Source organism: Paraburkholderia caffeinilytica (assembly GCF_051027425.1).
Taxonomy (GTDB): Bacteria; Pseudomonadota; Gammaproteobacteria; order Burkholderiales; family Burkholderiaceae; genus Paraburkholderia; species Paraburkholderia caffeinilytica_A.
Window position 1 is genome coordinate 1 of record NZ_CP186553.1, and the last position, 21,853, is coordinate 21,853.

General features: G+C 62.3%; 22 protein-coding genes. 14 read left to right on the forward strand and 8 right to left on the reverse strand.

The annotated features are described in order from the left end of the window. The gene (locus ACOSV0_RS20440; RefSeq protein WP_434113035.1) at positions 1-1,350 is read left to right on the forward strand and encodes a replication initiation protein; all 1,350 of its coding nucleotides are present in this window, start codon (positions 1-3) and stop codon (positions 1,348-1,350) included. Positions 1,351-1,430: 80 nt separating this feature from the next. Here the strand turns inward: ACOSV0_RS20440 and ACOSV0_RS20445 are convergent, their stop codons facing one another. Together ACOSV0_RS20445 and parA are read right to left on the reverse strand one after the other, a co-directional pair. Continuing rightward, on the reverse strand, positions 1,431-2,486 hold the full coding sequence (locus ACOSV0_RS20445) for a ParB/RepB/Spo0J family partition protein (protein ID WP_434113036.1): 1,056 nt from the start codon (positions 2,484-2,486) through the stop codon (positions 1,431-1,433). Between the two features lie 24 nt (positions 2,487-2,510). Further along, positions 2,511-3,173: a ParA family partition ATPase gene (parA, locus tag ACOSV0_RS20450; RefSeq protein WP_063498136.1), complete on the reverse strand. Its 663-nt coding sequence runs from the start codon at positions 3,171-3,173 to the stop codon at positions 2,511-2,513. A 1,057-nt stretch (positions 3,174-4,230) separates the two neighbouring features. Between parA and arsC the strand changes: the two genes are divergently transcribed. Continuing rightward, positions 4,231-4,590, forward strand: a complete 360-nt coding sequence (gene arsC, locus ACOSV0_RS20455) for an arsenate reductase (glutaredoxin) (RefSeq protein ID WP_434113038.1) — start codon at positions 4,231-4,233, stop codon at positions 4,588-4,590. Between the two features lie 26 nt (positions 4,591-4,616). Here the strand turns inward: arsC and ACOSV0_RS20460 are convergent, their stop codons facing one another. After that, the gene (locus ACOSV0_RS20460; protein WP_434113039.1) at positions 4,617-5,600 is read right to left on the reverse strand and encodes a sulfonate ABC transporter substrate-binding protein; all 984 of its coding nucleotides are present in this window, start codon (positions 5,598-5,600) and stop codon (positions 4,617-4,619) included. A 228-nt stretch (positions 5,601-5,828) separates the two neighbouring features. On the opposite strand from ACOSV0_RS20460, the gene ACOSV0_RS20465 reads away from it, so the two are divergent. Next, positions 5,829-7,205 (forward strand): gluconate:H+ symporter, encoded by a 1,377-nt coding sequence (locus ACOSV0_RS20465; RefSeq protein WP_434113041.1) that lies wholly within the window; start codon positions 5,829-5,831, stop codon positions 7,203-7,205. A gap of 152 nt (positions 7,206-7,357) precedes the next feature. Then, positions 7,358-7,648, forward strand: coding sequence for a DUF1272 domain-containing protein (locus tag ACOSV0_RS20470; RefSeq protein WP_434113043.1), 291 nt, complete (start codon positions 7,358-7,360; stop codon positions 7,646-7,648). A 268-nt stretch (positions 7,649-7,916) separates the two neighbouring features. Here the strand turns inward: ACOSV0_RS20470 and ACOSV0_RS20475 are convergent, their stop codons facing one another. Both ACOSV0_RS20475 and ACOSV0_RS20480 read right to left on the reverse strand, forming a co-directional pair. Then, a complete protein-coding gene (locus ACOSV0_RS20475; protein WP_434113045.1) occupies positions 7,917-8,120 on the reverse strand; it encodes a zf-HC2 domain-containing protein in 204 nt (67 codons plus the stop codon). Further along, complete coding sequence (locus ACOSV0_RS20480) at positions 8,107-8,715, reverse strand: RNA polymerase factor sigma-70 (RefSeq protein WP_434113047.1); 609 nt, start codon at positions 8,713-8,715, stop codon at positions 8,107-8,109. Before ACOSV0_RS20480 ends, ACOSV0_RS20475 begins: the two co-directional genes overlap by 14 nt. A 449-nt stretch (positions 8,716-9,164) precedes the next feature. Between ACOSV0_RS20480 and ACOSV0_RS20485 the strand changes: the two genes are divergently transcribed. From ACOSV0_RS20485 to ACOSV0_RS20500, 4 genes are all read left to right on the forward strand, one after another. Further along, a complete protein-coding gene (locus tag ACOSV0_RS20485; RefSeq protein ID WP_256737959.1) occupies positions 9,165-9,296 on the forward strand; it encodes a hypothetical protein in 132 nt (43 codons plus the stop codon). A gap of 555 nt (positions 9,297-9,851) precedes the next feature. After that, positions 9,852-10,136: a hypothetical protein gene (locus tag ACOSV0_RS20490; protein WP_434113049.1), complete on the forward strand. Its 285-nt coding sequence runs from the start codon at positions 9,852-9,854 to the stop codon at positions 10,134-10,136. 11 nt (positions 10,137-10,147) lie between these two features. Continuing rightward, a complete protein-coding gene (locus tag ACOSV0_RS20495) occupies positions 10,148-10,417 on the forward strand; it encodes a DUF6723 family protein (RefSeq protein ID WP_434113050.1) in 270 nt (89 codons plus the stop codon). A gap of 322 nt (positions 10,418-10,739) precedes the next feature. Continuing rightward, positions 10,740-11,294 (forward strand): NADPH-dependent FMN reductase, encoded by a 555-nt coding sequence (locus tag ACOSV0_RS20500; RefSeq protein ID WP_434113052.1) that lies wholly within the window; start codon positions 10,740-10,742, stop codon positions 11,292-11,294. A gap of 91 nt (positions 11,295-11,385) precedes the next feature. Here ACOSV0_RS20500 and ACOSV0_RS20505 read toward each other — a convergent pair whose 3' ends face one another. From ACOSV0_RS20505 to ACOSV0_RS20515, 3 genes are all read right to left on the reverse strand, one after another. Further along, entirely contained in the window at positions 11,386-12,393 is a 1,008-nt protein-coding gene (locus ACOSV0_RS20505) for a hypothetical protein (protein WP_434113054.1), read from the reverse strand. A gap of 213 nt (positions 12,394-12,606) precedes the next feature. Next, positions 12,607-14,895, reverse strand: coding sequence for an ATP-binding protein (locus tag ACOSV0_RS20510; RefSeq protein WP_434113056.1), 2,289 nt, complete (start codon positions 14,893-14,895; stop codon positions 12,607-12,609). Positions 14,896-15,018: 123 nt separating this feature from the next. Beyond that, on the reverse strand, positions 15,019-15,357 hold the full coding sequence (locus tag ACOSV0_RS20515; protein WP_434113058.1) for a hypothetical protein: 339 nt from the start codon (positions 15,355-15,357) through the stop codon (positions 15,019-15,021). Positions 15,358-15,564: 207 nt separating this feature from the next. Between ACOSV0_RS20515 and ACOSV0_RS20520 the strand changes: the two genes are divergently transcribed. The 6 genes from ACOSV0_RS20520 (at position 15,565) to shc (ending at position 21,851) form a co-directional block, all read left to right on the forward strand. Continuing rightward, positions 15,565-15,933, forward strand: a complete 369-nt coding sequence (locus tag ACOSV0_RS20520; protein ID WP_028195969.1) for a response regulator — start codon at positions 15,565-15,567, stop codon at positions 15,931-15,933. Further along, positions 15,926-16,549, forward strand: coding sequence for a chemotaxis protein CheC (locus tag ACOSV0_RS20525; RefSeq protein ID WP_434113061.1), 624 nt, complete (start codon positions 15,926-15,928; stop codon positions 16,547-16,549). The genes ACOSV0_RS20520 and ACOSV0_RS20525 overlap by 8 nt, the downstream gene beginning before the upstream one ends. Next, positions 16,546-17,484: a sensor domain-containing diguanylate cyclase gene (locus tag ACOSV0_RS20530; RefSeq protein WP_434113063.1), complete on the forward strand. Its 939-nt coding sequence runs from the start codon at positions 16,546-16,548 to the stop codon at positions 17,482-17,484. The genes ACOSV0_RS20525 and ACOSV0_RS20530 overlap by 4 nt, the downstream gene beginning before the upstream one ends. Before the next feature lie 209 nt (positions 17,485-17,693). Further along, a complete protein-coding gene (gene hpnD, locus ACOSV0_RS20535; protein ID WP_434113065.1) occupies positions 17,694-18,542 on the forward strand; it encodes a presqualene diphosphate synthase HpnD in 849 nt (282 codons plus the stop codon). Between the two features lie 4 nt (positions 18,543-18,546). Next, positions 18,547-19,818, forward strand: coding sequence for a hydroxysqualene dehydroxylase HpnE (gene hpnE, locus ACOSV0_RS20540; protein WP_434113067.1), 1,272 nt, complete (start codon positions 18,547-18,549; stop codon positions 19,816-19,818). Further along, positions 19,815-21,851, forward strand: a complete 2,037-nt coding sequence (shc, locus tag ACOSV0_RS20545) for a squalene--hopene cyclase (RefSeq protein WP_434113069.1) — start codon at positions 19,815-19,817, stop codon at positions 21,849-21,851. Before hpnE ends, shc begins: the two co-directional genes overlap by 4 nt. Positions 21,852-21,853: the final 2 nt, after the last annotated feature.

The following is a 21,853-nucleotide window of genomic DNA, read 5'->3' on the forward strand; positions in this document are numbered from 1 at the left end:
ATGGCCACGAAGCGCGCGAAGAAGACAGACGTAGTCAGCCCGAGTTCGGCCGAATTGCGCAAGGCCGTAGAGGCGATCGCCATCCAGCCTAAGAGCGGCAAGATCACGCTCCTCACCCGTAAGCTGTTCAACGTGCTCCTCGCCGTCGCCCAGCAAGCTGACGAGTCTGGCGACACTTATCGGGCCTTGCTGTCCGACATCGTCGCCAATTCGGCTTTCGATTCGAACGACACCGCACTCGTGAAAGAGCACCTGCGGCGCATGGTGTCGGTGCAGGTTGAATGGAGTACCGGCACGTCCAGCCAGAAGCCGGGCCGGAAATGGGGTATTTCCACGCTGATTGCCGATGCGGAAATTCTCGAAGACCCCACCACCCGCCGCGTCTGGGTGGAGTTCTCGTTCGCGCCGAAGATCAAGAAGAAGCTGCTCGATCCGGTTCAGTATGCACGGCTGAGTCTGCAATTCCAGAGCCAGTTGCGCAGTAGCGCGGGTCTCGCGCTTTACGAGATTTGCGTTCGCTACCTGACCAACCCGAGCCATCTGACGATGCGCGAATCATGGGAATGGTGGCGCCCTATCCTCTCCGGCACGCCTGATACCGAGGCGGGCGACGAGGCGAAGCGCGAGTACAAATACTTCAAGCGTGATTACCTGCGGCCGGCTATCGCCGAAGTGAATGCGGTCACCAATATCTTCGTCGAATTGATCGAGCACCGGGAAGGACGGCGTGTCGCCGAGATCCAGTTCCGCGTGACCGAGCGCAAGCAGCCCATGCTTGCACTCGACGAACACCCGAATGTGTTCGACAGCACCCTGGTCGACCGGATGGTGAAGATCGGTATTCCGTTGAAAGAAGCGCAAACGCTCTACGCCGATAGCGAAGAAAACCGGATTCGCGCCGCTTTGCAGATGACCGAACAACGCATGCGCAGCACGTCTTTGCCCGCTGTGCGTAGCGCGCCGGCGCTGTTCAAGGATGCGTTGAAGAAAGGCTATGCGCCGCCGGTCGAAGTACTGCCGTCCGGTAGTGGTGGCAAAGCCGCGGTCGCTGCGCCGGCGGACGACCTGAAAGCGCGTCTGCTTGGCGAGTACTCGGCGGTTCGTCGCAAGGAAGCGCGCGAGCTTTATGAAGAACAAGGTGAGTCGGAACGGGAGATTGCGCGGAAGTCGTTTGAGGACGACGAGTTGCCGGATCTCGGCACGCACATGCGGGACGACTGGCGCCGTCGTGGACTGGAATCGAAGATCGTCGAAACGGCGTTCTTCGATTGGCTGGCTCGCAAAACGTGGGGCCAACCCACCGACGGCGACCTGCTCGCCTTCACGCTGAGCCAATCGCGCGCGGCTTAGCCATCAAGATCGCTTCAGGAAAAACGGCGGCACACGTGAGTGTGCCGCCGTTTCTTTTCCTGCGGATACTTTCCCCGCTGTTACTTCAGCATCTTTTCAATCTGACGAAGAATGTCGTCGCGCTTTTCACGCGTGAGACCCTTCAGGCGCAGTTCGATCCGATCGTCCCCATATGATTTCAGATCGCCGACGGAGACACCGCCAAGCTTGATTTCCAGACGCTGTGCATAGCGCTGCCGACCTGCCGGCTTGGTGCTTTCCTGTGTGCTTGCCCTGCCCTTCACGATGTCCGCGACTTGTCGCGTGCTCAGGTCGTCCGAGAGGATCTTGTTGATCAGGCGCAGCGTAGCGTCGGCGCCGCGGGCCGAGTGATAACGGCCCACCTGATAGGCCATGTTCGAGCCGAAGCGGTCGGGCCGCGCGACCATTTCATGCATGACCGCCTCGGGAAGCTTCGCAATCGACAAGGCGACCGCCACGGTCGACTCGTCCAGTCCGAGATGCTCGGCGAGTTCCTTCTGGCTCTGGAAATGCTGCTCGTCGAGAAAGCGTCTCCAGACGACGGCGTTGTCGAACACCGTCTGCGAATCGCGCTGGACGTTGAGGTCGTAGCCGAGCTTATAGCTTTGGATGCCGATCGGCAGATCGATGACGATCGCCTTAACCGATTCCTTGTTCGCTTCTTTAAGCGCACGCACACGCCGGCCACCGTCGCTGACGAAGTAGGTGCCGGGATTGTCGTAATCGGGAATGACGTGGATCGCCTGCTGCTGGCCCTGCTTGGCCAGATTGACGGCAAGGTCGGCAATCGACGGCTTCAGATAGAAATGGCGCGGATTGAACGGGCTCGGCTTGATCGTTTTGAGTGCGAGTTCGACGACCTGGCCCGGCCGATAGGCATGTTCGAGCCGCCATGCACGGTAGTTCGCCGACTCGTTGGCGATCTCGGCGGCGTCCGCTTCCGGGGTGTCCTGCGACATGACTGACTGGACGGTGCGGCTCGGTATGTCGCCAGTCTTGGCGCCGTTCTTAACCAAACCGTCGATCGCATTCAAGCGGTCGAGAGCGGTTCGCTTTTCGCTGCTGGTCGTATCAGGACGTGCTTGAAAGCCTTTGGCGAATTGGGAGGGTTTCATTCAGGGTCCTTTATGCGCATAAATTCAGGGGAGCAGGGCTGCGATCTCGTTGGCGCACGCCCGTACTTCGATGGCGGCGAGCTTGGCGCCGCGATCGTTCATCTGAAGCACTGTCTGCCCTAACGCCATCGCCTGCTTATAGGCTTCACGCGTTGGGATTTGAGTCTTGAGCAGTGGGAAACCGAGCTCTTCCAACGCGCGCTTCAGTTCACGCGTCAGCATCCGTTTCTCTTCGGTCTTATTCAGCAGAAAGACTGCGCGCAGGTCTTCGTTCATTACCTGGGCTTGCTGTACGAGCTTCACCAGTCCGACGCTCGACCAATAGTCGGCGGGCGACGACGACGTCGGCATAATCGCGACGCTCGCCGCGAGCAGCACGACGCCGGACACTTTCTCGGTGATGGAGGGCGGGCAGTCGACGACGATGATGTCGTAGTCAGCCACGAATTTCTTGATCTCGCGATGGATCTGGCTGCCGGCTTCGGAGAGGTTGACTACCGGAAAGGGGATGCCGGTGTCGCCGTCTGATGATGCACTGGCCCAGTGGATCAGTGTGTTTTGACCATCTGCGTCTACGACGAGGACGCGCTTGCCTTTCTCATGGAACGCAGCGCCGAGGTGCATCGCGATTGTGCTCTTCCCGACTCCACCCTTCTGCTGAGTTACCGCGATGATTTCTGCTGCCAATCTTCACCTCCTCTTTTTAGACGCAAATGGATTTTACCTGGATGAATTCGCATTTCAATCGTTTTTGTGTAAACGCGAGAAGAATTAGCCGTTCGGGATAGGTTTATGCGCATAAAGACGGTTGCGCGGGGTGCTACAGCGTGGCGACCGGAAACGCTATCCGCGGCGGCAACGCGGGGATGGCGTCTGGGATATATCAACCGGAATGAGGATAGCGAAAGGTGTGAAGCAGCCAGACGATCCAACGTGACATGGGGTGTCGCCATTGGACATAGCCGGGAGTACCAGTCAGCGCGGACTTGTCGTTGCCTCGTTTGACCGTGTCACTTTGGCATGGCGAGGTTATAGGTTCGTGAAGGGGCTACGCCTATCTGGATCGTGCCGTGATTCATCTCGAGTCGATGACTTTATGCGCATAAACTTCTTGGGCGCCACTCACGGATCGAGTCGTCGCTACTGCTTGGTTTAACCGGGCAGATCGCCGCATGATCCTACCGGCACGGCACGGCACGGCACGGCACGGCACGGCACGGCACGGCACGGCACGGCACGGCACGGCACGGCATCTGGGACTGGGACTGGGACTGGGACTGGGACTGGGACTGGGACTGGGACTGGGACTGGGACTGGGACTGGGACTGGGACTGGGACTGGGACTGGGACTGGGACTGGGACTGGGACTGGGACTGGGACTGGGACTGGGACTGGGACGATGGCGATGGCGATGGCGATGGCGATGGCGATGGCGATGGCGATGGCGATGGCGATGGCGCAAGAAGCACAGCGCTCATACCATCAAAGACGAGCACCCAATACGAATCGAAGCGTCCTCCGGAGCCACGCACACCACCCTAAGGGCACGCAATGACAATCCCCAACCGACGCTTTATGCGCATAAATCGAACGACATCATCACCAACAGACAAACCGCGTCCCCGACCAAACAACCCCCCGATCGCTCAGCGTCACTCATCACCTCACCCGATCCTCAGCACCCGCTAAAATCCCCTCCAAGACTCCCCGCAACCCGAAACAGGCAACGCCCATCTAAACGCCCATGATCACCATCTACCACAACCCCCGCTGTTCAAAATCGCGAGCCACCTGCGACCTGATCGTCTCCACCTACAACAGCGCAAACGAAGCAACGGAAATCGTCGAATACCTGAAGCAGCCGCTCACGGTCGCACAGTTAAAGCAACTCAACGCGCAGCTAGGCTGCACAGTCCGCGAGATGATCCGCGACACCGAAGCTGAATACAAAGCACTCGGACTTTCCGACGTCACGTTAGGCGACGCTCAGTTATACGAAGCATTGGCGAAGCATCCCATTCTCCTGCAACGACCGATTGTCGTGCGAAACGGACGGGCCGTGATTGGCCGCCCGCCGGAAAATGTCGGAGCACTATTCGCCTAAGCGTCGAACAACACGGCCTAAGTAACCTAAGCCTTGGCAGGCAACGCAGCATCCTTCGTCACGATCCTTGTCGGGATGATGCGCAATTCGCTGAATGTGTCGGCAATACGCTGTTGTTCTGCAAGCACGGCTGCGTCGATGGGCTTGTAGATGTGCGCGTAGTGCCGCAAGCCCGCTTCGATCACGCCCGCGTCGAGCCCTTGAATCGGTGCGAGTTGAGCGGCAGCTTCGCTGTAGTGGCCGCGTACCCACGTGCCTTCTTTGCTTACCTCGTCCATCATGATCGCGAGCACGTCGCCGTTTTGCTGCGCAAACGGTCGCGCGCTCAGGAAGAATTGATGGTGACTTACGATACCTTCGGCGTCGGCGAGCAAGCGGGCATTGGACTGGCGTTTTGCCGCCTCGAGGAACGGATCCCAGATCGCCCATGCGTCGATCGCACCGCGTTCGAAGGCCGCCCGTGCATCGGCGGGCGCCAGAAAAACGGGCTGGATGTCGCTGTACTTCACGCCGCTCTTCTGCAACGCGGCGACCAGAAACCAGTGAACGTCCGAGCCTTTGTTGAGCGCGATCTTTTTGCCCTTCAGATCGGCCAGCGTTTTGATCGGCGCGTCCTGATGCACGAGGATGCCTTCGGCATGCGGCGTCGGAATTTCATAAGCGGTGTAGACGAAGTTCGCGCCCGCCGCCTGCGCGAATACCGGCGGCGCCTCGCCGACATAACCGAAGTCGATCGCGCCGACATTCAACCCTTCGAGCAGCTGCGGCCCGGCGGGAAACTCCGTCCACTTGACCGTGATGCCGAGCGGCGCGAGCCGTTTTTCGAGCGTGCCGTGCGCCTTCAGCAATACGAGCGTATTGGCCGCTTTCTGATAACCGATACGAAATTCCTTCGGATGCGCATCCGCGGCGAAGACTGATGTAGAGACAACGGGCAAGGCCGCAGCGGCCAGCGAGGCGCCCACGCCGGCAATAAACGCGCGGCGGTTGAGCAGCGGATGACGGGACATAAAAGTGCTCGTTAAAAAGACGGACGCAAAACGGACCGATTAGCTGCAGACGATAATTCGTCTGCCAGCCTGGACGAACCGATAAATTCGCATAAGCAAATCACGCCGGAAGGGACGGGATACGTCCGAGGTTCCTCGCTGCGCGTCTGACTGCGTCAAGTCACCTTGCCCCGCTACAATCCGTCATCCGCGCGTAGTCGCGGCTGCGTCAACCGAAAAAGGGACATCGTGCATCTGACGACAACACTCGCGCCGTGGTCATCCCACGACACTCAACTGATTTTGTCGTGCGTGCTCGGGCTCGCACTGATCATCGTTTTTATCAGCGTGCTGAAGCTCGCGCCGTTTCTGTCGATTCTGGTCGGCACGTTCGCGGCGGGCTTTTCGGCCGGACTGCCGCTGGAAGCGGTCGCCAGCGCATTCAGCAAAGGCGCCGGTGCGTTGCTCGGCGACGTCGGCATCATCATTGCGCTTGGCGCGATGCTCGGTGCGCTGATGGCCGAATCGGGCGCTGCCGACCGGCTCGTCTCGACCATCCTCAAACACTCCACGCCGCGCACGCTGCCGTGGATGATGGCGCTGGTGGCGATCATCGTCGGCTTACCGCTTTTCTTTGAAGTCGGTCTGGTGATGATGGTGCCGATCATCTTCGTGATGGCACGCCGCTCGCAGCAGCCGATCCTGCGGATTGCGATTCCCGCGCTCGCGGGCATGACCACGTTGCATGCGCTGCTGCCGCCGCATCCGGGCCCGCTGATCGCGGTGAGCGCGTTGCATGCCGATCTCGGTCTGACGCTGGGTCTCGGCCTGATTGTCGCAATTCCGGCGGTTATCCTCGCGGGCCCGGTCTACGGCATCTGGTTGTCGAAACGGATGCACGTGGTCGAGCCGGAAGAAATGGGCAAGCTTTTCACCGCGTACCAGGATACCGGTGAACCGCCGAGTTTCGCGGTCTCGCTCATCACGATCCTGTTGCCGGTCGTGTTGATGCTGGGCCGCACGGTCGCCAAACTTCTGCTTCAACCGGAAACCTTTCTCTTCAACGCACTCAATTTCCTGGGTGAGCCGTTGGTTGCGCTCGGCCTCACCGTGCTGTTCGCCGTGGTTGCGCTGGGCTGGTCGCGTGGCATGGCGCGCGACCGGGTCGGCGGCATTCTGCGCAAGAGCTTGCCGCCGATCGCCGCGCTGTTGCTGACCATCGGCGCAGGTGGGGGCCTCAAGCAGGCGCTGGTGGTGGCCGGCATCAGCACGACGATCGGCAAGATCGCCATTGGTGCGCACATGCCGCTGATTCTGCTGGCGTGGCTGATTGCCGTCGCGCTGCGGCAGGCCACCGGTTCCGCGACGGTTGCCACCACCACGACTGCCGGTATTGTCGCGCCGGTCGTGGCGGGCCTCAGCACGACTCACAATTCGCTGATGGCACTCGCGATCGGCGCGGGTTCCGTGTTCTTTTGCCACGTGAATGACGCGGGCTTCTGGATGGTGCGCGAATACTTCGGGTTGCAATTGAAGCAGACGGTTCTGGTCTGGTCGGTGCTGCAGACGATCGTATCCGTCGTCGGCCTTGTATTGACGTTCGCGTTGTGGACCCTGCTGACCTGACCTGACCTGACCGCGGCCCAGGAACCGCAAGCAGTGGCAGGAATTGATGCTCAACCGTCAATTCCTCATATCCCTGTCCGCTTACACTGCTTCGATACGGACATGCGAGGTGCGCTCCCGCACCTCGTTCCCTGCCAACGCGGAGAGGCACCATGCTTGAACTGAGACCGTCCTGCGAAGGATGCGGTAAATCACTGCCGCCGAACGCGCCCGACGCGATGATCTGCACGTACGAATGCACCTTCTGTGAAGTGTGTGCGCTCAGCACGCTGCGCAACGTGTGTCCGAACTGCGGCGGCAATTTCCAGCATCGGCCGATCCGCACGCGGGCGCAGTTGGTCAAGCATCCGGCTCGCGCCGAAGTGCATCCCGTTGCCATTGATGAAGCGTCGCACGCAAGCTTCTTCGAACGCTATCGAAACACGCCGCCCGGGGAGCGCTAAACAGAGTCAACAGTCGAGGAAGCGTTCAATACCGCCGCCGTTCGCCGCGGCCCTCGACGCCACAACTCAACGTCGCAACTCAACGTCGCAACTCAACGTCGCAACTCAACGTCGCAACTCAACGTCGCAACTCAACGTCGCAACTCAACGTCGCAACTCAACGTCGCAACTCAACGTCGCAACTCGACGCCGCAACTCAACGCCGCAACTCAACGCCGCTGCTCCACTCCCGCAGTTCAGAGCCCCGCCAAAGCCCGGACGCCGCGCATCAATCGTCGCTGCCATTCGCCCCCGGCGTCGCAATTCCGCTCGCCGTGTGCGCCGCCACGCGCAGCAGACGGATCTGTTTGCGGTAATTGCGGCAGCCGCTGCAAGTCGGCAGATGCAGCCGGATCGCGACCCATTCGCCGGTCGTCAAACGGCGGTCGAGCGCGTCCGACAACAGACGCGTGATGTTCTTACACTTCCCCATTCGCATCCTCCCTGGATAGGCCCTTTTCGCTCAGGCAAGTGCGCAAGCGCAGCCGCGCGCGGTAGATCAGCACGCTGCAGTGATTGGCGGTCATCTGCAGTTCGGCGCAGATCGCTTCAGTATCGAGATCGAGGAATTCGCGCATCATGAACACACGCCCGATGTGCTCGGGCAAGTGTTCCAGACACATCTCGAACAAGGTCCAGAATTGCTGTTGACGCAGTGCGGTTTCCGGCGTCGGCCAGGGCTGTGGCTTGCTCTCGCGCGACCAGTGGCCGTTGTCCTTGAAGAGCTCGCGATCGAGCAGCGCTTCGCCGTCGATTTCGGATTCGAGCGCCGACAGGTTCACCGTGCGCTGCCGGGCGCGCAAGGTGTCGACGAGCTTGTGCCGCAGGATGCCGAACACCCATGTCTTGTGCTCTGACTGCGCGGCAAACCGGTCGGCCTGTGTCCAGGCGGCGGCCAGTGCCTCCTGGACCGCGTCTTCGGCGGCAGCGGCATCGCGGAGTTGCAAACGGGCGAAGCGCAACAGGTCGCGCCGCAGTTGCGTCAGATAGACGGGATCGTCGAGCGCCGGCCCGCTTACTTGCGCCATGGCACGCTCCGTCGCCGCGCCGGCCGTTGCCGCACGTTTTCTCCTGAATCGCTGTGGTTCATAGGTGAGGGGGTCTCCTTGCGCACTTCCTGGACGTGTGCGCCATTCTCCCGCACGTTCCTGCGCAAGCGAATCGGTATTGAACATGTGCCCGCCAGCAGCGATGACCTGATGACTTTAGTCGTGCCACAGCAAGCTTTATGACAGCAAAAAACATTATTGCGCAAAATGAAATCAAGGCGGTGGTGACGAACTGCAACCTGTGAGTAGGTGAGTGAGGCGTGCAGCCGCATACCTCTCAGACTCGCCCTAAACACGCATCCGGATTATTTCATTATTTGAAAAAAAGTCTTCTCGTCTTCGGTGTTTTTATGCGGACACTGAATCGCTATTCTTCACTCCATCGATCGCACCAGATCGCAAACCAAATGCTGAAGAGGAGTAGCACCATGAAACGCATTCTTACCGCCCTGATCGCTTCCGTCGCCCTGTTTGCAGCAGCTTCGGGCGCAGCTCAAGCCGCTGCGCCGGCTCAATGCAATGGCCCGGCTTCGTATTGCAACGTGTTCTTCGGCAACTAATCGTCTGGTGGACGCAGCCGGAAGCATGTCCGGCACAAGTCTGCCGACAAGACGAATTGTCGAAATCAAGAAGGGCGCTGATAAAGGCGCCCTTTTTTGCATTTGATCGGACTTGATCCGACACGTTGTTTGAATCACGTCGAATGTGTCTGCGGAATGTGGCGGCGGGCCCATCCCATCGGCGTATGAGCATCACAAAACAGAAAGCCGCAAACCATACCCGGCACGCTAAAGCAACACTCGCGCCCGGCACGCAAATGCGCCTAATGCTCGCTCTTCTAACGTGTTACAGTGAGCCAACAGCTTGCAGCTCTCCTGCGCGTCTTGCGTAGTCTCTCAGGCATTAGCCTCTCATCACCGCGCCCTGAATCGAACGGGGTCCTTTCCTTCTACAACGCTTTACGGTGTCGTCGGCGTGGCCTGACAGGCGCGGCCGCCTAATACGCGCATCGTTGATCAACACTTGTTTTCGCTGAAACGCAGCGATTCGTCCGGCCTCACTCTGGGCAGACAGCCACACGTTTCAAGCGGAATCCTTCATCGGAGACGATCACCATGAGCAATACGATCAGAAGTTACCGGGGCCTCGAGATTTATCCACTGGTTTATCCGCACCAGCCGCGCTCTCCCGATGGCGCCCGCCACTACGATGCGGGCTTCGACGCCGCCGTGCGAATCTGCCGGCGCGGCTCGGACGACACCTTGACCTCCAGCCGCGTATTTCGCGTGCCGAGCCGTTCTCCGTTTGGCGCGGCCGGCGACGCGCGCATTGCGTCGGCAAGTTACGCGGAACGGTTGATCGACGGCATGGTAGCTGGCCAGTCGATCGCCGGGCTTTGATGCGAGCACCGATGGCAAGTCACGTTTCCAGGCGCGCGCAGGGCGCGGATTCCACGCCGCTCACCGGCCGCGCGAACTATCAGGTCGTGGTGTCGTCGCGTCGAACATCCAGCGGGACGGTGCCCACGCTGAAAGTGGTCCGCTTGAGCGATGAGCGCGTGATCTACCCCTTTCAGGGCCACGCGGACATGCCGTTTTTTGAAAACGCCGACGAGGCCCAGGTGTTTGCCGAGACCTACGGCTGGCAGCTTGTGGATGGCGACATCGCCGTTCCGGAATGAATGCTCCCATCTCTGCTGCACGGCTGGATTTTCATCCGCCAGGGCAGCGGAGAATGTCCGTTTGCCTAAAAACGTCCTAGGCCGAAAGCATGCTTGATTGACAAGGCAAAAGTACCAGTTATCCACAAGGTTATTCAGTAAATCTGTGGATAACTTTAGGCGCTACCCGGTTATCCACCGGCCGTATTTTCAAGGCCTGAATGTGCGCCGCCGAAAGTGGGGAAGTTTTTGAACTCCCCGCCGTCATCCCGCGCCGCTTTTGCCTATGATGGACAGTTCGTACCCTTTCGCGCGTCAAGCGCCTCACCTCAAGGAAGCGAACATGGCCTATCACATCGCAGTTGTCGTCGGCAGCCTGCGCCGCGAGTCGTTTAACCGCCAATTGGCGCAAGCCGTGATTTCCCTCGCGCCCGCCGACTTCACATTCGAATTCCTCGATATCGGCTCCTTGCCGCTCTATAGCCAGGACTACGACGCCGACTATCCCGAAGTCGCCAAACACCTGAAGCAGCGCATCGAAGCCGCGGATGGCCTTCTGTTCGTCACGCCCGAGTACAACCGCTCCATGCCGGGCGTTCTGAAGAACGCGCTCGACTGGGGCTCACGGCCGTGGGGTACCAATTCGTGGGGAAACAAGCCAGGCGCCGTGATCGGCACCTCGCTCGGCGCGACCGGCACGGCGCTGGCGCAACAGCATCTGCGCAATGTGCTGGCGTATCTCGATGTCGCCACACTCGGCCAACCTGAAGTGTTCATCAAGCACGACCCGGCGGTCATCAACGAGAAAGGCGAGATCGTGAACGACGGCACGCGCAAGTTTTTGCAGACTTTCGTCGACCGCTACGTCGCGTGGGTCAAACGTCAGACCGCTGCCTGACGGCGGCTTCGCGTACTCCGTAGACGTCTCACCGGGGAAGCGCCGCCGTTGCCGCGAGTTCATGGCACGTCGGCGCTGCCGCCGCATCTGCCTATACGTGGTGATGTCCGGTTACCCGTTCCCAGCCGTGACGCACGGCGAGCTTGAAGCGCTCCCACGTGCTGTCCGGCGAGGTGGATTCCCAATGGCGCCGGGCCTCCGGCTCGACGTCGTCCCACGGCTGGTCGCGATAACGCGCGTCCCGGCCGATCTCCGCGCCGTAGCGATAGGCCGGCACGTAATCTTCGTAGCGCGAGTCCTCGGCTGCGTATTGCTCGTCGAAGTGCGTGCGGAAATCCTCTTCGTATTCCAGATACTCGTTCGGAATCTGCCCACTTAAACCTGCGGTCGGCTGCGCCGCTTCGGAGACGACTTCCGACGGCTGCAAGATCGCGCCCGATCCCGGCATCGAACCGGCAGCGATCGCGGTACGTCCCGCGTCGCCGACCAGCGGATCGGTGACCGGCTCGTTGACTGGGTCGCGCACCGGCCGCTCGGATAGCGGCGGCGGGACGAACGGCTCGGCGTCGGTGCCCATGAGCGGCGGCGGATAGCGTGGATCGGCCGGCGTTGCAGGCCGCGTGGTTGTTGACCCCGGCGTTGCTACGCTCGCGGTATGCGGCGTGCCGGGCATCACGGCGCCGATGCCGAGTTCGTCGAGTATCGAATGATCGCGGCTCGATTCCGGCTGTGCGTCCCAATCAGGCGAGCGTTCGCCGATATCGGTCGCGCCCAGCCTCTTCAAGGTATTGCGCGCGAGTTCCGCATGCGATTCGCTGGCCGCGTTCACGCACACCAGCACGGCGCCGCGGCGCACGGCTTCGGCATAGCGCGCCGTATCCGGCGCTCGCGATCCGGTCGCAAACAGGCTCGACAGAAAGCGTTCGATATTGGCGAGCACGCCGGAGCTGGCAACCTCATCGGTTGCGGAGCCGGCGGAGGGTTCCGGGTTTGCCTGCAACTCGATCGTTTCACGTGCAAAACCGGTCTGCACAAGCGTATCGCGCGCGACTTCCGCTTGAGAATAGCTGTCGAATAAACCAATCACGGTGTGGCGCATGGCAGTCTCCCCACGTATAAGGCGGAACGGACGGCGTTACGGCGCGCCGGCCTTCCTCCCTGAAAACGTCGCAACGATCATGCCGGGGCGGCATCCTGCGCGCGTACGCCTGCGGTGGCCAGCTTGCGGCGATTCGGCCATGGAGAAACGGCATGCGAGGCCGCGCCTTTTTACAATCGCCGGTAATTGACGGCGACGCCGGAGCAGCAGGCTTCAGCCGGCCGGGTGGGTGGCCGCGGCCGGATCGGCGCCCGTCTGCGCCAGTTCGCGCTGGATCGTTTGCAGGAGTTTTTCCAGCAACGCGATATCGAAAGGCTTGGACAATACGCGCACATCCACATGCCGCGCACGGTCGAGTTCTTCCGCGTAGCCGGTGACCAGAATGACCGGCAGCCGGGTGTCGAAGGCCTGCACGGCTTCAGCGAGGTCGATGCCGTTCATCGTGCCGGGCATGTGGATGTCCGACAGCACCAGATCGAACGGCAGCGGCTCGCCGGTGCGCGCCTGCCTCGCGTGAGCGTCGTCGAACAGGCACAGCGCGGTATCGGCATTGAATACACACGTGACCTGGTGGCCCATCATCTGCAACAGGGCCTCGGTGCCCGCGGCGACTTCGTCGTTGTCCTCGACCAGCAGGATGCGCAGACCGTGTGGCACGCCGCTTTCCTCGACGCCTGGCTCAGCCGGCGACTCGGTTTCGGGCGCGGCCGTGGCTCGGGGCAGATAGAGGCGCACGGAGGTGCCCGCGCCGATTGCGCTGTCGATCGCGGCAAGGCCGCCGGAGCGCTCGCAGAAGGCGAAAACCTGCGGCAGCCCGAGACCCGTGCCCATGCCTTTCGGCTTCGTGGTGAAGAGCGGTTCGAAGGCGCGTGCGAGCACTTCAGGCGGCATGCCGCCGCCGGTGTCTTCGAGCGAGAGTTGCACAAAGTCGCCGGTCAACGGGAAGCCGTCTTCGTGGCGGAAATTGATATTGGCGGCCCGCACGGTGAAACGCCCGCCGTTGGGCATGGCGTCGCGCGCGTTCACCGCGATGTTGATCAGCGCCAGTTCGAGTTCGGCGACGTCGACCCGCATCGGCCAGATATCGACGCCGATATCCATCACCAGCGAGATCTTCGCGCCGAGCGAGGCACGCAGCAATTCGCGGCACGCCGGCAGCCAGCGTTCGAGCGCCAGTGTCTCGTTGCGCAACGGCTGCTTGCGTGCGACGCCGAGCAATTGCCGCGTCAGCGACTGGCCGCCCTTGAGCGCCCGCTCCATCGCCGACAACTCGCGGTCCAACCCCGGTGTGCCGCGCCGCCGCGCGATCTGCACGTTGGCCGACACGATCATGAGCAGATTGTTGAAATCGTGTGCCACGCTGCCCACCAGATTGCCGAGCGCCTCCATCTTGCGCGACTGGCGATACGCGGATTCGATTGAGCGGCGCATCGAAGCTTCGGCCTGCCAGCGCTCCCACGCTTCCTCTTCGGCGCCAAGGCGCCGCAGCGACAGCCAGATCACGCACCACAACACGATGGACGGCGTGAACATCGACAGGATCAGCACGCTCAGGTGCCGGTACCACGCGGCCCAGATCGCCGAGGTGCGGTAGCCGCACGACACGTACACCGGATAGGCGCCGACGCGGCGGAATGCGAGGATCACATTGTCGTCGTCGAGGTCGGAATGCATCCGTACGACGCCGGCTCGCCGGCCTTGCGCGAGCGCTTCGGCTAGTGGCGAAGCCGGCGCCATGGCCATCGGCTCGCGCGGGCGGCGCGGATAGTGCGCGAGGACCGCGCCGTCAGTGCGCAGCAGGCTCATGGCCACCGGCGTGCTATCGCTGCCGCCGAGCAATTCCCGGTAGAACGCATCGAAATAGCTGGGCCGCAGTGCCACGGAAACGACCCCGGCAAACGAGCCGTCGTCGGCGAGCCGCTCCACGCCGGTGTTGAACACCTGCTCGCCCACGACATGTCCCGTCATCACCTTCGAGACATGCTCGAGACCTTTGCCATCGCGAATGCCGATGAAATCCTCGCGATCGGCAATCGACAACACCGGCGCGGGATAAAAACGGCTGGTGGCGAGCAGGGCGCCCTCACGGCCGAAAATCGAAACGGCCGCCACCTGTGGGTAGCCGCCGCCCATGGTGCGCAGCTTCTCGTGAATCTCGCCTTCCTGAGCGCGAACGCCGTTGTCGTCCAGGCCCTGTGTCAGATCGACGATGCGCGAGTCGAGCGTCTCGTTCATATCGAACACTTTCAGCGCGTGTTCTTCCGCCACGCGCACGGTGCGCAGCGTCACGTCGGTCGCGTCGGCCATGCGCGTGCGCAGATCGCTGAACGCCATCGCCGCGACGTACACGCAAGGCAGCACGATGGCCGCAACCAGCAGCGCGATCAGCGTGATGCGCCGGACGTGGAAATTCTGTTCCGGCACGGCCGGGAAGCGCGCCTCGTCCTGGCGGCTAGCGGGAGGACGGCTCGCTTCGGGCGGGTCGAACCGGTCTGGTGTCATGGTTGGTAACGCTAAAGTCGTTCGGGACGGAAGTCAGCTTCATACAGAAAGCATAGACATGCAGCGGCAGTAGTAGTTGTTACTGTGACAAATGGTCGGCCCCTGATTTGTCGACCATTTGAATCAGTGACAAATCGAGAAGCGCAAACGTACACAAAAGTATAAATGCAAAAGAAAGCTCTCTGAATCTACAAAAACATTTTTAAAAATAGCATTTAATGGGAAAATCTCTTTAACCAATGCCAAATTGGCGAGTTGCCTTTCCGCCGTTTTGCTTCGAAAATCGATGCCACCATAAATAATGTGTCCGCCATGTTCGGATGCATCTGCCGTGAGGGCCGCCAGACAACGCGCACAACGCGTGACCGAGGGCGCTCGCGGAAACAGGCGCGCGGCAAGGGAACCAGCCCGATCCGTCTGCGCGGATTCATCTACGGGGTAGGCTTCGAACATGCCGGTCATAGCCGTCGTCCACCGTGCTTGCACGCATCCATGCGCGCCCACGGGTTCAGTCAAAAGCGCCTCGCCGCGCGTTTTCCCCGCTCGTTTGCAAGCTGCATTCTCGCAAGCTTCAGTCCGCTTTACTGCCGGTCGAAAGACCGCGCGCTAAAGAAACCCACTCTACCCGCCGTTAACGCGCAAGAGCTACTTTCGCTTACCCACCCGCCCATGCCTTTGCCTATTGTGATCGCCGACGATTCGTTGCTTGCCCGCAAGGTGCTCACCAAGGCATTGCCGCCGGACTGGGATGTCGACGTGTCCTACGCCACGAACGGGCGCGAAGCGCTCGGCCTGTATCGCGAAGGCAAAGCGTCGGTGATGTTCCTCGACCTGACGATGCCGGACATGACCGGCTATCAGGTGCTGGAAGCTTTGCAGCATGAGGACCTGAACACCTTCGTTATCGTCGTCTCCGCCGATGTTCAGCCGATGGCCCAGTCGCGCGTGCGCGCGCTCGGCGCGGCCGCATTCATCGCCAAGCCCGTGACGCCCGAGGCGGTACTACCCATCCTCAAGGAGTACGGGTTGTATGTCTGAGCCAGTCCTCACCGAAGACCGGCGCGACGCGCTGCAAGAGGTCGCCAATCTGGCGATGGGCCAGGCCGCGACGCGTCTCGCGCGCCTGCTCGATGCGTTCATCGAATTGTCGGTGCCGCGCGTGAAGGTGGTGGCGGTGAGCGAGGCGGCTGAGGCGCTGCGCGAGATGACCGGGATCGAGGACACGGTGAGCGCGGTACGCCAGGGTTTTCGTTCCGACATCAAGGGCGAAGCGCTGGTGATTTGCCGCAGCGACAGCATCGACCAGTTGTGTTCGCTCGTCAGCGATCCGTATTCGCGCTCGAGCTACGAGGCGGTAAGCCAGCAGGAACTCGTGTTCGACGTCGCGAACGTGCTGACGGGCGCGTGTGTCTCGTGCATTCTCGACCAGCTCGGCCGCACGCCGGTCTTCTCCGCGCCGGGTCTGCTCGGCGAGGCGATGACGCTCGACGAAGTGTTCCAGCCCGGCGTGCTGCAATGGGAAGTCGCGCTGCTGGTCGAAGTCAATTTCGCGCTCGAAGACCAGAGCTTCCGCGCGCACCTTGTGATGCTGATGGCCGAAGAATCGATCCGGCATATGAACGAGGCGCTCGACGAGCTGTTGTCCAGTCTATGAATGTGCCTGTGGAGTCGTTGAGCGATCTGGTTGTCGAGCGTGTCGGTTTCGGTATCTTCGTGCTTGATCGGGACATGCGCGTGCTCATGTGGAACCGCTTCATGCAGGACCACAGCGGCTTGTCGGCGGAGCAGGTGGTCGGCAAATCGCTTTTCGCGCATTTTCCGGAATTGCCGCGCGTGTGGCTGTCGCGCAAGATCGAAAGCGTGTTTCAGCTCGGCAGTTTCGCGTTCAGTTCGTGGGAGCAGCGCCCGTACCTCTTCAAGTTCGATCACGACCGGCCGATTACCGGCGGCGTCGATTTCATGCAGCAGGACTGCACGTTCATGCCGCTGATGCGCGATCGCGAAGTGGTGGCCGTATGCGTGACCATCTCCGACGTCACGCATGTCAGCATCGTGCAGCGCGAACGTGAAGAAGCGGTCGCCAAGCTGCAGGAATACGCGGACCGCGACGGTCTGACGGGGATTGCCAACCGGCGTTACTTCGAAGCGCGCCTGCGCGACGAATACACGCGCTGGCAGCGCTACGGCGGCGAGATGTCCGTGCTGCTGTTCGATCTCGATCACTTCAAGAAAATCAACGACCAGTTCGGTCATGGCGTCGGCGATACGGTGTTGCGCGTGATGGCGCAGCGGGTCGCCGAGGTGGTGCGGGCACAGGACACCTTCGGGCGCTTCGGCGGCGAGGAGTTTGCCTTGCTGTTGCCGTGCACGCCGCTCGAAGACGCCATGCGCGTCGCGGAAAAGATTCGTCACACGATCGCCGACACGCCGGTCGACGTGCAGGGCACGAGCGTGCCGGTGACCGCCAGCGTCGGCGGTGCGGCGGCGCGCGTGGGTGTGCCGGCGTACGACGTGCTCATCAACGAAGCCGACGCGGCGCTGTATAGCGCGAAGCGGCAGGGGCGCAACCGCTCGGTCGCGTTTGCCTGAGCCCTTCTCGCGAAGCGCCAAGGCCCTTCTTCCGGCCCCTTATTCGCCCCCGGACTGCGACATCTCACAAAGGTTGTTATACTTTTCGCCGTTTCCGGCATCCCTGCCGGGTGTTTCGCGCGTGTCCGCGCGCGCGGGCCGCTTGTCCTGCGGATAAGCATTAAAACTTCTTGAACGCCTTTCAGCGGGCGCCTCCAGCGGAGATCGTCTTGGCTGTTTCCAATCTTGTCGTGGACGATACAGAAATCGACGCCGCTGCCGCCACGTCCGGCAGCTCGTTTTATCTCGCGATGCGTATCCTGCCGGCCGCGCAGCGCGACGCGATGTATCAGGTCTACGCGTTCTGCCGCGCTGTCGACGATATCGCCGACAGCGACCTGCCGCGCACCGAACGCGACGCCGCGCTCGAGCGCTGGCGCGCCGACATCGACGCGTGCTACGCCGGCGCACCGCGCGCTTCCTTGCGCGCGCTGACGCGGCACATTCATACGTTTCATCTGCAACGCGAAGATTTTCACGCGATGATCGACGGTATGGCGATGGACGCCGCCGAGGACATCTGCGCACCCGACGAAGCCACCCTCGACCTGTACTGCGACCGTGTCGCCAGTGCGGCGGGCCGTCTATCGGTGAGGATATTCGGGATGCAGGAAGAGCCGGGCCGTTTGCTCGCGCACCATCTGGGCCGCGCGCTGCAATTGACCAACATCCTGCGCGATATCGACGAAGATGCCGGTATCAACCGCTGCTACCTGCCGCACGAATTGCTGGCGCGCGAAGGCATCGCCGTGACGAACCCGATGCAGATCGCTGACGACCCGTCGCTGCCGCGCGTCTGCGCCACGCTCGTCGAGCGTGCCAGGCAGCATTTCGCCGCCTCCGACGCGATCATGGACCGCGAGCCGCGCAACCACGTGCGTGCGCCGCGCATCATGTCGGGCGTTTATCGCGTGCTGCTCGACCGCACGCTCGACCGCGGTTTCGACATTCCGCGTACGAAGGTCAGCAAGCCGAAACTGCGCCTGCTGTGGATCGTCGCGCGTTACGCGCTCTTTTGAGCTGATGCCCAAGCTCATCCATGTGATCGGCGCCGGCCTCGCCGGCCTGGCCGCCGCAGTGCAATTGCAGCGCCGCGGTGCGCAAGTCGTGCTGCATGAGGCGGCGCCCCAGGCGGGCGGCCGTTGCCGTTCGTACTACGACCCCAAGCTGGGCGCGACGATCGACAGCGGCAATCACTTGGTGCTGTCCGGCAATTTCGCCACGCTCAACTATTTGCGCGCGATCGGCGCCGCCGACGAACTGGCCGGCCCGGCGCAGCCCGAGTATCCGTTCGTGGATCTGGCGACGCGGGCGCGCTGGACGGTGCGCATGTCGCCGGGGCGTCTGCCGTGGTGGATCTTCGACCCGAACGTCCGCGTGCCGAATACTGGCCCGAGCGACTATCTGGCGCTGGTGCCGCTGCTGTTCGCCAAGCCCGGACGTAGTGTGGCGCAGACCATGCGCTGCAATGGTCCGCTGTGGGACCGGCTGCTGCGGCCGCTGTTTCTCGCCATGCTCAACGTCGAGCCGCGTGAAGCGTCGGCGGAGTTGACGAGCGCGATGGTCCGGGAAACGCTCGTTGCCGGAGGGCTGGCGTGCCGGCCGCTGGTGGCGCGCAACGGCCTGGGCAGTGCTTTTGTCGACCCGGCGCTGCGTCTGCTGCAACATGGTGGCGCGGCAATCCGGCTCGGCTCGCGCCTGAAGGACATGGAGTTTGCCGACACCGGCCCGGGTCGTGTGACGGCGCTGAATTTCGCGGACGAACGCATCGCGCTCGAAGCCAACCAGGCCGTGGTGCTCGCGGTGCCGCCGGACGTCGCACAGACGTTCGTGCCCGGCATGCGCTCGCCGAGTCGCTTCGCGGCGACCGTCAACGTGCATTTCGCAGTCGAGCCGCCGTTCGGTATGGCGCCGGTCACGGGACTGCTCAATGCGACAGCCGATTGGCTGCTCGCCTTCGAGGGTCGCGTGTCCGTTACGATCAACGCCGCTGAGCGCCTGCTCGACACACCGCATGAAGCGCTCGCGAAAACCGTCTGGGCCGAAGTGGCGCAGATTGCCAATCTGCCGGCCGAGCCGATGCCGGCCTGGCAGGTCGTGATGGAAAAGCGCGCGACGTTCGCCGCGTTGCCGGATCAGGAAACGCTGCGCCCCGGCACGCGCACTCGCTGGAACAATTTGATGCTCGCGGGCGACTGGACGGCCACCGGCCTGCCCGCGACGATTGAAGGCGCGATCCGCTCCGGCCAGAAGGCCGCGGACACGCTGCTGAATCAACCGATGGAACGCCGATGAACGACTTATCTCAAGCCCAGCCGCTGGACGCCGTCCTGCCTGAATTCGCCGATGCGGCGCCGACAGCGGCGAACGCTGCGCCCGTCGCTGCAACGCAGGCTTCCGACCCGTCGCTCGACGCCGCGATCACGCGCGCCACCGACGCGATCCTCGCCGTGCAGAAGCCGGACGGTCACTGGGTCTACGAACTCGAAGCCGACGCGACGATTCCCGCCGAATACGTGTTGCTGGTCCACTATCTCGGCGAAACGCCGAACGTGGAACTGGAGCAGAAGATCGGCCGCTATCTGCGCCGCATCCAGCTGGCGGACGGCGGCTGGCCGCTCTTCACCGACGGCGCGCTCGACATCAGCGCCAGCGTGAAGGCGTATTTCGCACTGAAGATGATCGGCGACTCGCCGGAAGCCGAGCACATGGCCCGCGCGCGCGAAGCGATCCTCGCGAACGGCGGCGCGGAAACGGTGAACGTGTTCACGCGGATTCTGCTCGCGCTGTTCGGCGTGGTGTCCTGGCGCGCCGTGCCGATGATGCCCGTGGAAATCATGCTGTTGCCGCAGTGGTTCCCGTTTCATCTGTCGAAGGTGTCGTACTGGGCGCGTACTGTGATCGTGCCGTTGCTGGTGCTGAACGCAAAGCGGCCGGTGGCGCGCAATCCGCGCCGTGTGCGGATCGACGAGTTGTTCCGCGGCGCGCCGGTCAATACCGGCATGCGCGATCGGGCGCCGCATCAGCATCTCGGCTGGTTCCGTTTCTTCCGCGGCGTGGACGTCGTGCTGCGTACCATCGACGGCCTGTTCCCGCAGGCGACGCGCGAGCGTTCGGTGCGTGAAGCGGTGAAGTTCGTCGACGAACGGCTGAATGGCGAAGATGGCCTCGGCGCGATTTTCCCGGCGATGGCCAACTCGGTGATGATGTACGACGTGCTCGGTTATCCGGCCGATCATCCGAACCGCGCAATCGCTCGTCAATCGATCGAAAAGCTGCTCGTCATCAAGGATGACGAAGCATATTGCCAGCCGTGCCTGTCGCCGGTGTGGGACACCTCGCTCGTGGCGCATGCGCTGCTCGAAACCGGCGAAGCGCATGCCGAACAGGCGGCCGAACGCGGGCTTGCCTGGCTGCGTCCGCTGCAGATTCTCGACGTGCGCGGCGACTGGATCTCGCGCCGTCCGAACGTGCGGCCTGGCGGCTGGGCGTTCCAGTACAACAACGCGCACTACCCCGACGTCGACGATACGGCGGTGGTCGCGATGGCGATGCAACGCTCGGCGGCGCTGACGCAATCGGATGTCGATCGCGAAGCCATTGCGCGGGCGCGCGAATGGGTGGTCGGCATGCAAAGCAGCGATGGCGGCTGGGGCGCGTTCGAACCGGAAAACACGCAGTACTACCTGAATAACATTCCGTTCTCCGACCATGGCGCCTTGCTCGATCCGCCGACCGCGGATGTGTCGGGCCGCTGCCTGTCGATGCTTGCGCAACTCGGCGAGTTTCCGCCGGGCAGCGAGCCGGCGCAGCGTGCGTTCGACTACATGCTGAAGGAACAGGAATCGGACGGTAGCTGGTATGGCCGCTGGGGCCTGAACTACATCTACGGCACGTGGACCGCGCTGTGTTCGTTGAATGCCGCAGGCTTGCCGCACGACGACCCGCGCATGAAGCGCGCCGCACAGTGGCTCCTGTCGATCCAGAACGAGGACGGCGGCTGGGGCGAAGGCGGCGAAAGCTACAAACTCGACTATCGCGGCTACGAGCGCGCGCCGAGTACGGCGTCGCAAACCGCATGGGCGCTGATGGGCCTGATGGCGGCGGGCGAAGTGAATCACGAGGCGGTGGCGCGCGGCGTCGCGTATTTGCAGCGTGAGCAGCGCGAGCACGGCCTGTGGGACGAAACGCGCTTCACGGCGACCGGTTTCCCGCGCGTGTTCTATCTGCGTTACCACGGCTATCGCAAGTTCTTCCCGTTGTGGGCGCTGGCGCGCTTCCGTCATTTGAAACGCAACGGGCTGACGCGCGTTGCGGTCGGGATGTAACG

What these genes read in the sequence shown, in the direction of transcription:
- ACOSV0_RS20530 (WP_434113063.1), top strand. Translation starts at nt 16,546, where the DNA reads ATGAATGTGCCTGTGGAGTCGTTGAGCGATCTGGTTGTCGAGCGTGTC.
- ACOSV0_RS20475 (WP_434113045.1), bottom strand. Translation starts at nt 8,120, where the DNA reads ATGGGGAAGTGTAAGAACATCACGCGTCTGTTGTCGGACGCGCTCGAC.
- ACOSV0_RS20490 (WP_434113049.1), top strand. Translation starts at nt 9,852, where the DNA reads ATGAGCAATACGATCAGAAGTTACCGGGGCCTCGAGATTTATCCACTG.
- ACOSV0_RS20515 (WP_434113058.1), bottom strand. Translation starts at nt 15,357, where the DNA reads ATGACCGGCATGTTCGAAGCCTACCCCGTAGATGAATCCGCGCAGACG.
- ACOSV0_RS20460 (WP_434113039.1), bottom strand. Translation starts at nt 5,600, where the DNA reads ATGTCCCGTCATCCGCTGCTCAACCGCCGCGCGTTTATTGCCGGCGTG.
- ACOSV0_RS20445 (WP_434113036.1), bottom strand. Translation starts at nt 2,486, where the DNA reads ATGAAACCCTCCCAATTCGCCAAAGGCTTTCAAGCACGTCCTGATACG.
- ACOSV0_RS20500 (WP_434113052.1), top strand. Translation starts at nt 10,740, where the DNA reads ATGGCCTATCACATCGCAGTTGTCGTCGGCAGCCTGCGCCGCGAGTCG.
- ACOSV0_RS20440 (WP_434113035.1), top strand. Translation starts at nt 1, where the DNA reads ATGGCCACGAAGCGCGCGAAGAAGACAGACGTAGTCAGCCCGAGTTCG.
- ACOSV0_RS20485 (WP_256737959.1), top strand. Translation starts at nt 9,165, where the DNA reads ATGAAACGCATTCTTACCGCCCTGATCGCTTCCGTCGCCCTGTTTGCA.
- ACOSV0_RS20505 (WP_434113054.1), bottom strand. Translation starts at nt 12,393, where the DNA reads ATGCGCCACACCGTGATTGGTTTATTCGACAGCTATTCTCAAGCGGAA.
- ACOSV0_RS20525 (WP_434113061.1), top strand. Translation starts at nt 15,926, where the DNA reads ATGTCTGAGCCAGTCCTCACCGAAGACCGGCGCGACGCGCTGCAAGAG.
- ACOSV0_RS20480 (WP_434113047.1), bottom strand. Translation starts at nt 8,715, where the DNA reads ATGGCGCAAGTAAGCGGGCCGGCGCTCGACGATCCCGTCTATCTGACG.
- hpnE (WP_434113067.1), top strand. Translation starts at nt 18,547, where the DNA reads ATGCCCAAGCTCATCCATGTGATCGGCGCCGGCCTCGCCGGCCTGGCC.
- ACOSV0_RS20470 (WP_434113043.1), top strand. Translation starts at nt 7,358, where the DNA reads ATGCTTGAACTGAGACCGTCCTGCGAAGGATGCGGTAAATCACTGCCG.
- ACOSV0_RS20495 (WP_434113050.1), top strand. Translation starts at nt 10,148, where the DNA reads ATGGCAAGTCACGTTTCCAGGCGCGCGCAGGGCGCGGATTCCACGCCG.
- shc (WP_434113069.1), top strand. Translation starts at nt 19,815, where the DNA reads ATGAACGACTTATCTCAAGCCCAGCCGCTGGACGCCGTCCTGCCTGAA.
- arsC (WP_434113038.1), top strand. Translation starts at nt 4,231, where the DNA reads ATGATCACCATCTACCACAACCCCCGCTGTTCAAAATCGCGAGCCACC.
- ACOSV0_RS20510 (WP_434113056.1), bottom strand. Translation starts at nt 14,895, where the DNA reads ATGACACCAGACCGGTTCGACCCGCCCGAAGCGAGCCGTCCTCCCGCT.
- ACOSV0_RS20520 (WP_028195969.1), top strand. Translation starts at nt 15,565, where the DNA reads ATGCCTTTGCCTATTGTGATCGCCGACGATTCGTTGCTTGCCCGCAAG.